Annotated in this window: 13 protein-coding genes; 6 read left to right on the forward strand and 7 right to left on the reverse strand. The window is 63.4% G+C overall.

Translation table 11 applies throughout. The annotated features are described in order from the left end of the window. Positions 1 to 91 precede the first annotated feature (91 nt). Complete coding sequence (locus AC57B6_RS18305; protein ID WP_496421832.1) at positions 92 to 739, forward strand: VTT domain-containing protein; 648 nt, start codon at positions 92 to 94, stop codon at positions 737 to 739. Positions 740 to 803: 64 nt separating this feature from the next. Beyond that, positions 804 to 1,415 (forward strand): LysE family translocator, encoded by a 612-nt coding sequence (locus AC57B6_RS18310; protein ID WP_028200001.1) that lies wholly within the window; start codon positions 804 to 806, stop codon positions 1,413 to 1,415. A gap of 80 nt (positions 1,416 to 1,495) precedes the next feature. On the opposite strand, the gene AC57B6_RS18315 is transcribed toward AC57B6_RS18310, so the two are convergent. The 3 genes from AC57B6_RS18315 to AC57B6_RS18325 are packed head-to-tail and all read right to left on the reverse strand — an operon-like array spanning position 1,496 to position 2,787. Continuing rightward, on the reverse strand, positions 1,496 to 1,987 hold the full coding sequence (locus AC57B6_RS18315; protein WP_028200002.1) for an SRPBCC family protein: 492 nt from the start codon (positions 1,985 to 1,987) through the stop codon (positions 1,496 to 1,498). Continuing rightward, positions 1,984 to 2,322: an ArsR/SmtB family transcription factor gene (locus tag AC57B6_RS18320; protein ID WP_028200003.1), complete on the reverse strand. Its 339-nt coding sequence runs from the start codon at positions 2,320 to 2,322 to the stop codon at positions 1,984 to 1,986. Before AC57B6_RS18320 ends, AC57B6_RS18315 begins: the two co-directional genes overlap by 4 nt. Before the next feature lie 3 nt (positions 2,323 to 2,325). Further along, entirely contained in the window at positions 2,326 to 2,787 is a 462-nt protein-coding gene (locus tag AC57B6_RS18325; protein WP_030103544.1) for a VOC family protein, read from the reverse strand. Between the two features lie 230 nt (positions 2,788 to 3,017). Here AC57B6_RS18325 and AC57B6_RS18330 point away from each other — a divergent pair, with 230 nt between their 5' ends. Continuing rightward, positions 3,018 to 3,935 carry an NAD(P)-dependent oxidoreductase gene (locus AC57B6_RS18330; RefSeq protein ID WP_178370172.1) on the forward strand — a complete coding sequence of 306 codons (918 nt, stop codon included), beginning with the start codon at positions 3,018 to 3,020 and terminating at the stop codon, positions 3,933 to 3,935. A 77-nt stretch (positions 3,936 to 4,012) separates the two neighbouring features. On the opposite strand, the gene AC57B6_RS18335 is transcribed toward AC57B6_RS18330, so the two are convergent. From AC57B6_RS18335 to sauS, 3 genes are all read right to left on the reverse strand, one after another. After that, entirely contained in the window at positions 4,013 to 5,395 is a 1,383-nt protein-coding gene (locus AC57B6_RS18335; protein ID WP_496421833.1) for an MFS transporter, read from the reverse strand. Positions 5,396 to 5,487: 92 nt separating this feature from the next. Next, complete coding sequence (locus AC57B6_RS18340) at positions 5,488 to 7,152, reverse strand: AMP-binding protein (protein ID WP_183803453.1); 1,665 nt, start codon at positions 7,150 to 7,152, stop codon at positions 5,488 to 5,490. After that, a complete protein-coding gene (gene sauS, locus AC57B6_RS18345) occupies positions 7,149 to 8,600 on the reverse strand; it encodes an acylating sulfoacetaldehyde dehydrogenase (RefSeq protein ID WP_496421834.1) in 1,452 nt (483 codons plus the stop codon). The genes AC57B6_RS18340 and sauS overlap by 4 nt, the downstream gene beginning before the upstream one ends. A gap of 201 nt (positions 8,601 to 8,801) precedes the next feature. Between sauS and AC57B6_RS18350 the strand changes: the two genes are divergently transcribed. Both AC57B6_RS18350 and AC57B6_RS18355 read left to right on the forward strand, forming a co-directional pair. Continuing rightward, the gene (locus AC57B6_RS18350; RefSeq protein ID WP_028200009.1) at positions 8,802 to 9,566 is read left to right on the forward strand and encodes an IclR family transcriptional regulator; all 765 of its coding nucleotides are present in this window, start codon (positions 8,802 to 8,804) and stop codon (positions 9,564 to 9,566) included. Between the two features lie 151 nt (positions 9,567 to 9,717). Next, on the forward strand, positions 9,718 to 10,470 hold the full coding sequence (locus AC57B6_RS18355) for an IclR family transcriptional regulator (RefSeq protein ID WP_030103538.1): 753 nt from the start codon (positions 9,718 to 9,720) through the stop codon (positions 10,468 to 10,470). 60 nt (positions 10,471 to 10,530) lie between these two features. On the opposite strand, the gene pdxR is transcribed toward AC57B6_RS18355, so the two are convergent. Further along, positions 10,531 to 12,057, reverse strand: coding sequence for a MocR-like pyridoxine biosynthesis transcription factor PdxR (gene pdxR, locus AC57B6_RS18360; protein ID WP_496421835.1), 1,527 nt, complete (start codon positions 12,055 to 12,057; stop codon positions 10,531 to 10,533). A 299-nt stretch (positions 12,058 to 12,356) separates the two neighbouring features. Here pdxR and tauA point away from each other — a divergent pair, with 299 nt between their 5' ends. Further along, a complete protein-coding gene (gene tauA / locus AC57B6_RS18365) occupies positions 12,357 to 13,415 on the forward strand; it encodes a taurine ABC transporter substrate-binding protein (RefSeq protein WP_144194568.1) in 1,059 nt (352 codons plus the stop codon). Positions 13,416 to 13,420: the final 5 nt, after the last annotated feature.

A 13,420-nucleotide genomic window follows, 5' to 3' on the forward strand; every position in this document is an offset into this window, starting at 1 on the left:
CCCGATATTGACATCACCCCTTCGAAATAAACAAGTGTCCGCGCCGCCACGGGACTAAACTCCTGAACACCTCACTTCCTTTCGAACCAAGATGGATTTCATGCATGTGCTGCAGGTCGCCCTGCACTTCGACCAGCACCTGAGCGGATTGATCGTGCAATACGGCGCTGCCGTCTATGCCATGCTATTTCTCGTGGTATTCGTCGAGATCGGCTTCCTGCCGCTATTCTTTTTACCTGGCGATCCGCTGATTTTCATTTGTGGCGGTCTCGCCGCCACCGGCGCGCTGAACGTCTGGTTCGTGACTGCCGTATTGTTCGCCGCCACGGTAGCCGGCAGCGTCGTCTGTTATGCGATCGGCCGCGCGATCGGCGAAAAGGTCTATACCGCCGACTATCGCTGGCTCGACAAGAATGCGCTGCGTAAGGCGCACGCGTTTTACGAAGCACGCGGCGGCCTGACCTTCCTGCTCTCGCCGTTCATTGCCGTCGTGCGGACATTCGCGCCGTTCGTCGCCGGCGTTTCGCGCATGACGTTCGCGCGTTTCGTGTCGTTCGTTACGGCCGGCGCCGCGCTGTGGATCGTCTCGCTGGTAACGGCCGGCTATCTGTTCGGCAACGTGCCGCTGGTGCCCGATCATATGAGTTCGATCGTGCTGCTGGGCGTCTCGCTCGGTGTAGGCTCGCTGCTGGTCAGCGCCGTGTGGCGTTTCGTCAACCGAAGGTTGCATACCCGCTGAACCGGCGTCTGCAGGCTTGTGAAGCCGATGCTTGTACGCTCATTGAATTTCGTGGAGAAGCGCTATGTCGCTGTCTGCTTTGCTCGTCTTCGCACTGGCGCTGATCATTGCTGCCGGCACGCCAGGCCCCAGCGTCGCGGCGCTGGTTGCCCGCGTTCTGACCAACGGCTTTCGTGACGTATTGCCGTTTCTCGCGGCGATGTGGCTCGGCGAAGCGTTGTGGCTCACCTGTGCGGTGGCCGGCCTCGCGGTGATCGCGCGCAGCTTCGGCGTGGTATTCATCGTGCTGAAGTTTGCCGGCGTCGCCTATCTGCTGTTCCTTGCATGGAAGATGTGGCGCGCACCGGCCGACGTACAGGGCAACGACTTGCCGAGCGGCCAGTCGCCGTGGCGCATGTTTGTCGCCGGCATGCTGGTGACGCTCGGCAATCCGAAGATCATGGTGTTCTATCTCGCGTTGCTGCCGACCATCATCGACCTCTCACGCATCGGCACCATCGCGTGGTTCGAACTGACGCTCACCATGCTGATCGTGCTGATGGCCGTCGACTTCGGCTGGGCCCTGCTCGCTACCCGTGCGCGCAAGCTGCTGACCACTCGCCGCGCGGTGAAGATCACCAACCGCGCCAGCGCCACCCTCATGGCCGGCGTCGCCGCCGCCATCGCCACACGCTGACTGGAAGGTAAGCGCACCCGCCAGACGCTGAGCCTGGCGGCGCCGTGGCCGCATCTCAGCCTCTCATCAGTCTCTCAGGGTCAGGCTTGCACCGCATCGCGCAGAGACGCCAGCAAAGCCTGCCACCATTCGCCATGCCGCAACAGAAACACGCGCTCCGGAAAATGGTGGCGTGCCACATGCTCCTGCGGCACCGTATCCCAGCCTCGATGCTCAACCGTCACGCGCGTTTCGTCGCCCACCGCTTCGAAACGCACCTCCACATGCGTGTGCTGCGCATCCGTGAAACTGGCCTGACGCCAGCCGAATGCCAAACGCTCGCCAGGCTCCCAAGCCGTGACTTTGCCGATCTCGAACACGCTCCCGTCCGGCTGCGTTTCGATCAGTCGGCCGCATTCCCCGGACGTACGAGGCGCCGCCGCCTGCTCGAACGACAACACACCCGCGCCTTGCGGCGTGAATTGAAACAAGCCGTTGGGGCGCCACCATTTGCCGATCTCGCGCGTGAACACCTCGAACGCGCGCAGCGGCGAGGCCGCGACGCGCAGCGACACCTGCACACGTGAGCTCATTGCTGCTGCTCCAGATGCGCTTTGAACGACAGCAGTTGCTCGGACCACAAAGCCTCGGTCTGCTCGAGCCATGCCTTCAGTTCGTTCATCGGCGCGGATCGCAGCACGTAGAGACGCACGCGCGCGTCGACGCCGTCGTGCGATTCCTCGATCAGTTCGCTCGAACGCAGCACCCGCAAATGCCGACTCATCGCCTGCGGCGACAGGCCGGTGGCCTGCGCGAGTTCGCCGGCCCGCATCGGCTGTACGCTGAGCAGATCCACCACCTGACGCCGGTTTGGATCGGCGAGCGCCGCCAGAGTGCGATCAAGCGAAACGCTGGCGGGCAGTCCCATCGGTTAGACCCACCCTTCGACTTTCAGGCCGCTCACGCGCTCCGCTTCCTCGCGCGAGACCTGGCGAACCGTTTGGCCGAAGCTCCAGACATGCCCTTCCGGATCGCGTGCCGCGTAGACGCGGTCGCCATAGAACTGATCCGCCAGTTCGCGCGTAATCACCGCGCCCGCGGCGCGCGCGCGGGCGCAATGCTCGTCGATTCCTTCGCGCAGTTGCACGTGCACCGACTGCGTATTCTTACCGCCGACCGAAACCGGGCTCGCCATGTCCGCCGACCATTCGCGGCCGATCATGATGTAGCTGTCGCCGAACCGCATTTCCGAGTGAGCCAGTTGGCCGTCGCTCTCCGTGATCACCATTTGACGCTCGAAGCCGAACGCTTTTTCGAGGAAATCGAGCGCGGCAAACGGATCCTTATAGAACACGGCCGCACCCAGCGAAGGGCGATGATACGGTTCGGTCATGACTGCCTCCTTTTATTAACCTTCCGGTTGATATTTAACATCATAGTTAAACAAATAGGAAAAGCAAGTGCGGCGTATTTGTATCGCGTCGCGTCCCCGCATGGCCCCAAAAACGCAAACCCTCCCTCGGTCGACAGACAGCAAGCCGAGCGGAGCGCGGCTTGTCGCGCCTCGAAGACATCGCTGACATAATTGATTTCCCCGATATCCCTCAGCCCCGAGGAACCCCAATGAACCACTCAGCAGCCTCCTTCCCAAGCGATGCCGTGCGCCGCGTCAGCTTTCTCGGCCTTGGCGTCATGGGTTACCCCATGGCCGGACATCTGGCTCAAGCCGGCCTCGACGTGACGGTCTACAACCGCACCGCGCAGAAAGCCGAACAATGGGTTGCCGAATACGGCGGACGCGCCGCAGCCACGCCGCGCGAAGCCGCGGACGGCGCCGATCTGGTGCTGGCGTGCGTGGGCAACGACGACGATTTGCGCAGCATCACCCTCGGCGAGCGCGGCGCGTTTGCGGGCATGACGCGGGGCACGCCCTTCGTCGACCACACCACCACCTCGGCCAACGTCGCCCGCGAACTCGCGGACATCGCGGGCACACAGGGTTTGCACTTCATCGACGCGCCGGTCTCCGGCGGCCAGTCAGGGGCGCAAAACGGCAAGCTGACAATCATGTGTGGCGGCGACGCGGCGGCCTTCGAGCGTTGCGCGGCGACCCTGCATCACTACGCGGCTGCCGTCACGCTGCTCGGCTCGACCGGCGCCGGGCAACTGGCCAAAATGGTCAATCAGATCTGCATCGCCGGTTTGGTGCAAGGCTTGTCCGAAGCGATTAATTTCGGCCAGAACGCGGGGCTCGATATGACGCGTGTCCTGGAGGTAATCGGCAAGGGCGCGGCGGCTAGCTGGCAGATGGAAAATCGCGGCAAGACGATGATCGAAGGCCGCTTCGATTACGGCTTCGCTGTCGACTGGATGCGCAAGGACCTCGGTTTCTGTCTCGACGAAGCGAAGCGCGTCGGCGTGTCGCTGCCGGTCACCGCGCTTGTCGATCAGTTCTATGGCGACGTACAGGCACTCGGTGGCAACCGCTACGACACCTCGAGTCTCATCTGGCGTCTGCGCAAACTCAAAGGCGCCGGCTAACTGCCCGCGGCGCCGGCGGGCGAGCTAGCGGGCCATGACCATGACATTGCAGCGCACTCGCTCGCCTGGAGCACGCCTTATCTGCGCCAGCGCAGCGGACGGCGCAGATGGTGCCGCTCCAGCCGCACCGCGGCGCCCGCCTGCAGGAACGTGGGCACGCCGTCGAGTTGGCCGCCTTCGCGCCGTTCGCGTTCCTCGTCGGCCTCGACCGTCCTGGCCGGGTCGATGAAAAGCGCGGCCACGATCCCCACTCCCAGCAAACACGCGGAAATCGTGAACGGCACGTTGTAACTGCCGGTGGTCTCGATCAGATAGCCGAACACCACGGGAGAGATCATGCCGGCAATACCGAAGCCCGTGTTCATCATGCCGCCCGCCGTGCCTGCGTATCGGCCGCCGATATCGAGCGGCAAAGTCCACAACACCGGATTGGTGATCTCGAGAAAGAAGAACGACGCTGAAAGAAACAGCACCGCCATCAGCGGATTGGTCGCGGACACCATCGGCAGCAGAAAGGCGAGCGAACCGCCCATGCCGACGACGAGCACCGCGCAACGCGCAAAACGCAGCCGTCCGGTACGCTTGTAGAGCCGGTCCGAAACTACCCCGCCCAGGGTATCGCCAATCACGCCCGCGAGCAGCGGCAACGCTGTGAACAGCGCCAGTTGCTTGAGATCGAAGCCGCGCGCCTCCTTCAGGTACGAAGGCAGCCAGGTCAGATAGACCCACAACAACCAGCCGTAACAGAAGTCCACGAACGTGACGAGCCACATACGGCGGATCAGTTTGCGCCATGGCGTAGCCGCACGTTTGGCGCGCTCGCAATCGCCCACGCGATAGCCGATCTCCGCAGTCTCTTCGGGCGTCACGCGCCGGTTCTGCTCCGGCGAATTCGTGAAGACGCACAGGTATAGCACCGTCCACGCGAGACTTGCGACGCCGAGCAGAATAAACGCGTCGCGCCAACCTCCCGCCACCACGATCGCAAGCACGAGCGGCGGCGTGACTGCGCCACCAAGGCGCGCGAAGCTATGCGTGACGCCTTGAGCGAACCCCCGCTCCGCCACTGGCATCCAGTAAGTAAACGCGCGCGTCGCCGTAGGAAACGCGCCGCCCTCGCCGATGCCGAGCGCGAAGCGCAACGCGACAAGCATCGCCACGCTGCCGGCGAAGCCGGTGGCGAGCGTCGCCGCCCCCCAGATCAGCGAGAGCACGGTCAGCACCAGTTTGGGTCCGTACTTGTCCGACAGCCAGCCGCCGATCACCTGCATGAACGCGTACGGATAAGCGAAAGCGGAAAACACGAGGCCGAGTTGAACCGTCGTCAGCCCCATTTCGTGCCGGATGATCGGACCGGCCACGGCAATGTTCACCCGGTCGATGTACGAGATGAAATACATCAGGCACATGACCGCCAGAATGATGTGGCGCGTCTTCACACGCCGCTTGTGCGTTTGCATGCTGTCTCCTGTGTCTCTTATATGACGCCTGGGGCGTCTGTGGTCGATCTATCCGTACGTCGTGCCGCGAAACCGCGTCGATGCGCGCGCCGTCACGTGGGCACGAGCTTCAGGCGCTGCACCTTGCCTGATGGCCCACGGGGCAGTTCCTCGACGAAGCGAAACTCCTTCGGCGTCTTGTAGCGGCCCAGTTCACGCACGCAGTGCTCACGCAGATCCGCGATGTCGAGCGCGCCCTGCTCCTGCCCCTGCGCTACGCGCGGCACGATAAAGGCGACGATCTCCTGCCCGTAGGCGGCATCCGGCACACCCACCGCCGCCGCATCGAGCACGCCGGGGTGTTTGAGCAACGCTTCGTCGATCTCGCGCGGCGCGATGTTTTCACCGCCCTTGATAATCAGTTCCTTCGCGCGGCCGTTGATGTAGAAGTAACCATCGCTGTCGCGATAGCCGAGATCGCCGGTACGCAGCCAGCCGTCCGCGGTGAACGCCGCACGCGTTTCCTCGGGACGCTTGTAATAGCCGCGCATGACCTGTTCGCCACGCAACACCAGTTCACCGCATTCGTCAGGCGCGCATTCGCGGCCGTCACGATCGATCACCTTCGCTTCACCACCTGAAGGCAGGCCGATGCTGCCGATTTTCCGGGCCGCCGGATCATATGGATTGCTGAACACCGGCGCCGCGGTTTCGGTCATGCCCATCGTTTCGATGATGCCGATGCCGAAACGCGCCTCGAACGCCCGATGATGATCGGCGGGGAGTGCCGCCGACGCGCTACGGCAGAACCTCAGCGCGGACAGATCGAAGGTGCACGCTTCGTCGCTATTGAGCAGATAGGCGACGATCGTCGGCACGACATTGATCCATGTGCAACCGTGGCGCGCGACATCGCGCCAATAAGTGCGCGCCGAAAAACGCGGCGCCATGACCACGGAGCCGCCATGAAAAAGCGGCGCAAGCAGCGTCACCACCAGCCCGTTGATGTGATAAAGCGGCAAGGCGGCAAAGACCCGGTCGCCGGTATCGAGCCGGTGTTCGCGCGAGATGTTGCGCGCATTGGCCAGCAGATTCCGATGGTCCAGCAGGACGCCCTTCGGCGCCCCTGTGGTACCGGACGTGTACATCAGCAGTGCCACATCGCTCGCATCAGGTTCGCTGTCCGACAACGCTTTGGAATCCCAGGCGGTTAGAGATGGTGTACATGTCGCGCGCTCCGCCGCGCCCCTCTGCGCGGCGCTCACGTCGGCCGCTTCCACCAGCGCCGTTTCGGCGCACACCGGCACAGAAGCCACGGCGGCATCCGGCTCCGTGCGAATCAGTGCAATGGGGCGAGTCACGCCCTCCGCACGCAATTGCGCGAGCGCGCCCGACATCGCCTCGTGCGTTTCGCCGCAAACAAAGACCATGCGCGTGTCCGAATGCTCGACGATGTAGCGCAACTGCGAAGACTGGCACAACAGGTTGAGCGGATTGGCGACGAGCCCGCTGTACATCGCCGCGAGCAGCAGCCTTGCCGTATGGATGCCATTGCTCATGAAGACCGACACCACGTCGCCGGCCCGCATGCCGGCTTCATGAAAGACCGTCTCGAGCGCGCGGCAGTCGTCGCGCAGTTCAGCGAAGGTCAGCACGTCGGCACGCGCAGCAGCGCCGCCGTCCCCTTCACATTCGGGGGCCGCCAGCAGGAACGGCTTGTCGGGATACTGCGCGGCGCGCGCGTCGATCAGCGCGCGGATGGTGCGAGGCGTGTTCATTTGCCGTACCTCGCGAAGAAATCCCCGAGTACGTCGTCCAGTTCGGGGACACGCTCCTCGATCGGGTAAGCCACGCGCGTGATATTCAGGTAGTGATGAAAGTTGAGATTGCTCGAGAAATTGTTGCGGCCCCACGTGCCGCATCCCATTGAAAGCGAAAACGGCAAGCCGTTATCGAAGTTGCCGCCGGTCGCGAGGCAATGCGCCTGATTCACGATCACGCGCGCCACCGGCAGCGTCGCGGCAAGTTCCAAGGCTTGCTCAGGGTCGGTGGAGTGCAGGCCGACCGAGTGCCCCGCGCCCATATACGCGTAGATGCCGCGCACAATGTCGGCCGCGGCGTCGAAGCTCTGCGCGCGATAGACGGTCAGCACCGGCGCGAGCTTCTCGCCCGAGAACGGAAAATCCGCGCCGAAGCCGGTTTCTTCGACCATCAGGAACGCGGGCTCGCGTGCGGCGATTTCGTCGAGACCGGCCGCCCGTGCAATTTCCGTTGCCGAGCGCGCGGTGCAGTGTGCGGACAGCTTGCCGTTCGACCACATCGTGTCCTGCAAGCGCGCCTTTTGCGCGGCGTCGAGCAGCACGCCGCCGCAAGCGGTCAATTCCGCCAGCATGTTTGCGTACACCGCAGCTTCAATGACCACGCTGTTCTCGGAGGAACAGCTCGTCGCGTTGTCGAAGGTTTTCGAGCGTGCAATCTTGTGCGCTGCATCGTGCAAATCGGCCGACGCGGTAACAATCGAGGCCACGTTCCCCGCCCCCACGCCGAACGCAGGCGTCCCGCTTGCATAGGCCATCCGCACATTCGCCTGCGAACCGGTCGCGACGACCAGATCGCACTGCCGCATCAGTTCAGCGGTGGCCGCCTTGCTGATCGGCGCGGGCAACATCTGGACGAGATCGGGCGAGAGACCGACTTTGCCGAATTGCGCGTGAATGAAATCGATCAGCAACGCACACGACGAATACCCTTTCGGCGAAGGCGCGACGATCACGGCATTGCCGCATTTGAGCGCGTTGACGATCTTGTTGACCGGCGTGGCCGCCGGGTTGGTGGACGGCGTGATCGCCGCTACCACGCCCACCGCCCGCGCGATCTCGACGATCCCGCTGGCGTCATGACGCTCGATTACGCCGGTGGTTTTCTGCCCGTGCAGATCGCGCAACAGCCCGAGCGTCTTGCGATAGTTCTTGCGGAACTTGTCGTCCGCGTTGCCAAGACCGGTGTCGCGCACCGCCAGCTCGGCAAGCTGCCGGTTGCGCCCGGGCTCCATGATCGCCCACGCGGCGGCGGCGGCGGCGGCATCGAGCACTTCCTGCCCCGCGGCCTCGAAGATGCGCTGTGCGGCGCGCGCCCGCGCCACCAATGACGAGACAACGCTTTCGACTTCGCCATGCGCGCCCTCGCCCACGTGGGCAGCTTCGGCTTCTGTAGCCCTGACATTCATACGGTTCACTCCGGACGGAAAAGATGGGTATGGATACCAATCTAGTGAGCCGCACCTGCTTCGGAGTCCCGTTTTTTGAACTATCCCTCGCGCGAGGCTGGCGAGAATCGAAAAGTGCAATATTCGGGACTTTCCATAGTCCCGAAAACTAAACAGACCGATGCACAATCGAACGTATAACTACGATGTTGAGGAGACAGCGTGTCGACTTCGAATCAATCGAATGCAGCGGCCGTGCGTGCATTTCGTGTACTCGAAACCCTCGCTGAGGCAAGCGGCCCGCTTTCCATGACGGATCTCGTCAATGCCCTCGAACTGCCCAAGCAGACCGTGCACCGGATTCTGGTGCAGTTGATGGATGCGTGGCTGGTCACGCGCAGCGCCAGCGACCGGCTGTACGAGTGCTCGCCGCGCGTGCGGATGCTGGCGGTCAACGTGCTGATGCACGCGGGCCCGGCTGCGGCCCGTCATGTGCTGCTGGAGCAACTGGTGGCCAAGATCGGCGAGACCTGCAATCTGACGATGCTGGCCGGCAACGACGTGGTCTATGTCGACCGGGTGGAAACGGAATGGCCGCTGCGCATGCACCTTCAACCAGGCTCGCATGTGCCGCTGCACTGCTCGGCGAGCGGCAAGCTGCTGCTCAGCTTTCTTCCGAAGGAACGGCGTGAACGGGTCATCGAAACCTTGCCGCTACGCGCCTATTCCGAGCGAACCATTACGGATCGCACTGAATTGCGCCGCGAATTGACCATTACGCGGCGGCGCCAGCTTGCGATCAACAATCAGGAACACCTGCAGGGGCTGATCGCCATCGCGGTGCCGGTCATGCTGGACCGCAATCGCGCGTGCGCGGCGATTGCCGTGCAGGCGCCGGTCGGGCGGGTGGTACTCGACGACCTGCTGGCCTTCCTGCCCGATCTGCGGTTCGCGGCGGAGGAAACCGCCAAGACGTTCCGGCAGTAGCGTGTCGCGGTGTGCCCGCGGCCGGGCATTCCGAAAAACGGAACCCTGCTCGCCGGAATCGCCCATCTAAATCAGCCGATTACCCACAAAAACCAAGGCCGGCAAGGCCACGCGGTACAATGACGCCGATCCATTTTCCGGAACGGCCAATATGACTAAAGCGGATACCCCTACCCTGCGCGCGTTCGCGCTGCTCGAGCATCTCGTGCGCGCCGAAGGTCCGGTGTCGCTTGCCGACATCGCGCAGGATGTCGATCTGCCCAAGGCTTCACTGCATCGCATGCTGGCTTCGCTCGAGGCCGGCGGCCTCGTGATCCGCGAACCGGGTCAGAAGAATGCCTACGTAATCGGGCCGCGTCTCGCGCAACTCGGCCTTGGCGTCATGATGCATTCGGGCGCACGCCGGCTGCGGCATGCCATCCTGTCGAATCTGGTGGCCGATCTCGGCGAGACCTGCAATCTCACGATGCTGCACGAAACCGAAGTGCTCTATCTGGACCGGCTCGAAGCGCCCTGGCCGTTGCGGCTCGATCTCAAACCCGGCTCGCACGTGCCGGCGCATTGCAGCGCAAGCGGCAAGCTGCTACTGGCCATGCTGCCGCGCGAACAGCGCGCCGCCCTCGTGCGCACCTTGAAGCTCGAACGCTTCACGCCGAATACCATCACCGATCCCGAACTGCTCGAAGCGGAACTCGACCGTACCGCACACAAGCGTATCGCCATCGACAATGAGGAATTCGTCGCCGGCATCGCGTGCGTGGCCGCGCCGGTGATGGATGAGAACAATACCTGCATCGCTGCAATCGCCGTTCATGCGCCGGTCTCGCGCGCGCCGCTGTCGCGCGCGCTCGAATTCGTGCCGCGTCTGCAGGAAGCCGCCCAGCAACTCGCCAAAACGTTCTAGGCCGCCGCTTACGCGGCGAATAGCCGACGCCACGGGTCGCGGCGGCGCCGCGCCTGCCGCCTACTCCTCGGGCTGCTGCGCGCGCACAAGTTGCGCAAGCAGCCGTGCGCCTTCGTCGATCTTTTCAAGCTTGATGGCCGAAAAGCCCATCCGGAAGCAGTGGTTCTGCTCCAGTCCGGTCATGAAGAAGACCCGCCCCAGTTCGATCAGAATGCCGTGTGTCTGCGCATCCGCCGCAAGGCGTGTCGCATCGAGCCACGGCGGCCCCTCGACCCAGCACGACGCGCCGCCCGACATCGGCAGATAGCGCGCTTCCGGCAAGTGTGTGTCGAGCGCGGTCATCAGCGCCTGGGCGCGCTCCCGATAGGCGTGTGCGAGGCGCCGCAGCAATGCATCGTGGTGGCCGAGCGCCAGAAACGTAGCAAACGCGCGCTGAATATAGGCTGCAGGGTGCCGCACCATCAGACGCCGCAGCGCGCGCAACTCGCGCACCAGCTCACGCGGCCCGACGATATAACCCAAGCGCAACCCAGGCGCAAAAGTCTTCGACAGACTGCCGATGTAGATCACCCGGTCCGCGGTATCCAGGCTCTTCAACGCCGGATGCGGTGCGCCTGAGAAGTTGTTTTCGCTTTCGTAGTCGTCCTCGATGAGCACGAAGTCATGGGCCTGCGCCTGTTCCAGCAGCGCATGGCGCCGTTCGATCGGCATGGTGGCCGTAGTCGGGCACTGGTGGCTCGGCGTCACGTAGACGTAGTCGCATTGCGCGAGCAGATCGGCGTCTTCGACCGGGCGCACGCCGCCGCTATCCACCGGCAGCGGCTGTAGCCGCGCATTGCGATTCTCGAAGATATTGCGGGCATCCGGATAACCGGGGTTTTCAAAGCCGATCGTGGTCCGCTCGCTCGCCAGCAGGTCCGCGATCAGATAAAGCGCCTGCTGGCAGCCGATTGTCACGACGATTTCGTCCGGCATCGCAAACACGCCGCGCCGCGGCAACACGCGCGTGCGGATCTGCTGGATCAGCGTATCGTCGTCGCGCTCGATCAGGTCCGGCGCCCAGTTGCGGATCTCCATGACCGACAGCGCTTTCATGCAGCATTCGCGCCAGTCGTTGGTGGGAAACAGCGACTGGTCGAATTGTCCGTAGATAAACGGGTATTCGTAACTCAGCCAGTTGCCCGGCTTGACGATGTTGCGTTGCGAGGACGGCCGCCTTCTGAGGCGGTGGTCCCAATCCGGCCGTGCAAGCGCCTCATTGGCCGCCTGCCCGGGGACCGTCTGCAACGGCGCGAATTCGTGCCGCCCTTCGAGAATGGCCGGATTGACGAAGTGGCCGCTGCGCTCGCGCGAAATCAGATAGCCCTCCTCAACCAGTTGCTGATACGCGAGCACCACCGTATTGCGGGCAACGCTCAACTGGTCGGCCAGTTCGCGGCTGGACGGCAACGCATGATCCGGCAACAGTTGGCCGTCCAGAATCGCCGCGACCAGCATCTGGCGAATCTGGCCCTGGAGGCTCATGTTCGACTCGGGTGAACGCTGGAACCGCTGGCTCCATAGGGCCACCGAGGTGCGACTTGCCATTCTATCTCCTGTTTTTTGCAGACGAAGCCCGTCCGCACGAAGGCGGACACCGTCATTCTGGACGCGCCAAAAAGCGCCTGCCAGCCGCCCTGAGCGGCCCGCCGGCGGGACTGGCGCCACGGCCCGTTCTGGTGCAGCGGTTGGACTCAACGATCAGCCACGTCTGGCCCTAACCCGCAACATTTTTTACTGACGATACTCGCATCAACCCAATCTCTGCGATTGGGACAAGCCCCCGTCGGCGGGCGTTCGATTCACGTGTTATTCGCGTACCTGCACGGCCATTCTGGAGACCTACGATGAAAAGCGACACACACACGAAGTTGTCCCGCTGGTTCGGCGATCTGACGCGCCGCGCGACTGTCGCGGCGCTCGCCGCAATCGCCTGCGTGGTGGCGCCAGCCAGCCATGCGCAGGACAAGGAAGTCACCATAGCCTATCAGCAGATCGTCGACCCATGGGTCGTCGCGATCGCCAACGGCTCCATCGAGAAGGAAACCGGCTACAAGATCAACTGGCGGCAATTCGAATCCGGCGCGAAGGTCGCGACCGCCATGGCCTCGGGCGACGTGAAGGTCGGCGTGATCGGCTCGAGCCCGCTTGCCGCGGCAGTCAGCCAAGGGCTCGATCTGCAGCTATTCTGGATTCTGGACAACATCAATCAGGCCGAGGCGATGGTGGTGCGCAACGGTTCCGGCATCAACAAACCGGTTGATCTGAAGGGCAAGACAATCGGTGTGCCGTTCGTGTCCACCACGCACTATCACACCATGTTCGCGCTGCAGCATTGGGGCATCAATCCGTCCGAGGTGAAGATCCTCAACATGCAGCCTAACCAGCTGGTCGCGGCATGGGAGCGCGGCGATATCGACGCCGCTTACGTGTGGGACCCGGCGCTCGCCCAACTGAAGAAAAGCGGCAAGGTTCTGATTACGTCCGGCGACCTGTCCAAGCTCGGCAAACCGACCTTCGACGGCATTGCTGTCGATCGCCAATGGGGCGAGGCGCATAAGGACTTCATGGCAAAACTCGTGAAAGCCATCGCCGATGCGGACGATCAGTACCGCAAGAATACGGCGCAGTGGAATGCCACGTCGCCGCAAGCGGCCGCGATCGCGAAGATGATCGGCGGCTCGCCGGCCGACGTGCCGGAGTCGCTCTCGCTCTATGCGTTCCCGACGCTCCAGGAGCAGGCCTCCTCGCAATGGCTCGGCGGCGGCAGTGCCGGACGCGCGACGTTCGCGCTGAAGGACACGGCCAATTTTCTTAAGGACCAGAAACAGATCAGCGCGGTGTTGCCCGACTATTCGAAGTTCGTGACCCCGGCATATGCTGAAGCAGCAATGAAACTCAAGTGACGCAA

This window comes from Paraburkholderia sp. BGA-UO-ETr-F12, from assembly GCF_059567945.1.

Bases quoted from the DNA above. Each gene is read 5' to 3' on its own strand.
- AC57B6_RS18305 (WP_496421832.1), top strand. From the start codon at position 92: ATGGATTTCATGCATGTGCTGCAGGTCGCCCTGCACTTCGACCAGCAC.
- AC57B6_RS18310 (WP_028200001.1), top strand. From the start codon at position 804: ATGTCGCTGTCTGCTTTGCTCGTCTTCGCACTGGCGCTGATCATTGCT.
- AC57B6_RS18315 (WP_028200002.1), bottom strand. From the start codon at position 1,987: ATGAGCTCACGTGTGCAGGTGTCGCTGCGCGTCGCGGCCTCGCCGCTG.
- AC57B6_RS18320 (WP_028200003.1), bottom strand. From the start codon at position 2,322: ATGGGACTGCCCGCCAGCGTTTCGCTTGATCGCACTCTGGCGGCGCTC.
- AC57B6_RS18325 (WP_030103544.1), bottom strand. From the start codon at position 2,787: ATGACCGAACCGTATCATCGCCCTTCGCTGGGTGCGGCCGTGTTCTAT.
- AC57B6_RS18330 (WP_178370172.1), top strand. From the start codon at position 3,018: ATGAACCACTCAGCAGCCTCCTTCCCAAGCGATGCCGTGCGCCGCGTC.
- AC57B6_RS18335 (WP_496421833.1), bottom strand. From the start codon at position 5,395: ATGCAAACGCACAAGCGGCGTGTGAAGACGCGCCACATCATTCTGGCG.
- AC57B6_RS18340 (WP_183803453.1), bottom strand. From the start codon at position 7,152: ATGAACACGCCTCGCACCATCCGCGCGCTGATCGACGCGCGCGCCGCG.
- sauS (WP_496421834.1), bottom strand. From the start codon at position 8,600: ATGAATGTCAGGGCTACAGAAGCCGAAGCTGCCCACGTGGGCGAGGGC.
- AC57B6_RS18355 (WP_030103538.1), top strand. From the start codon at position 9,718: ATGACTAAAGCGGATACCCCTACCCTGCGCGCGTTCGCGCTGCTCGAG.
- pdxR (WP_496421835.1), bottom strand. From the start codon at position 12,057: ATGGCAAGTCGCACCTCGGTGGCCCTATGGAGCCAGCGGTTCCAGCGT.
- tauA (WP_144194568.1), top strand. From the start codon at position 12,357: ATGAAAAGCGACACACACACGAAGTTGTCCCGCTGGTTCGGCGATCTG.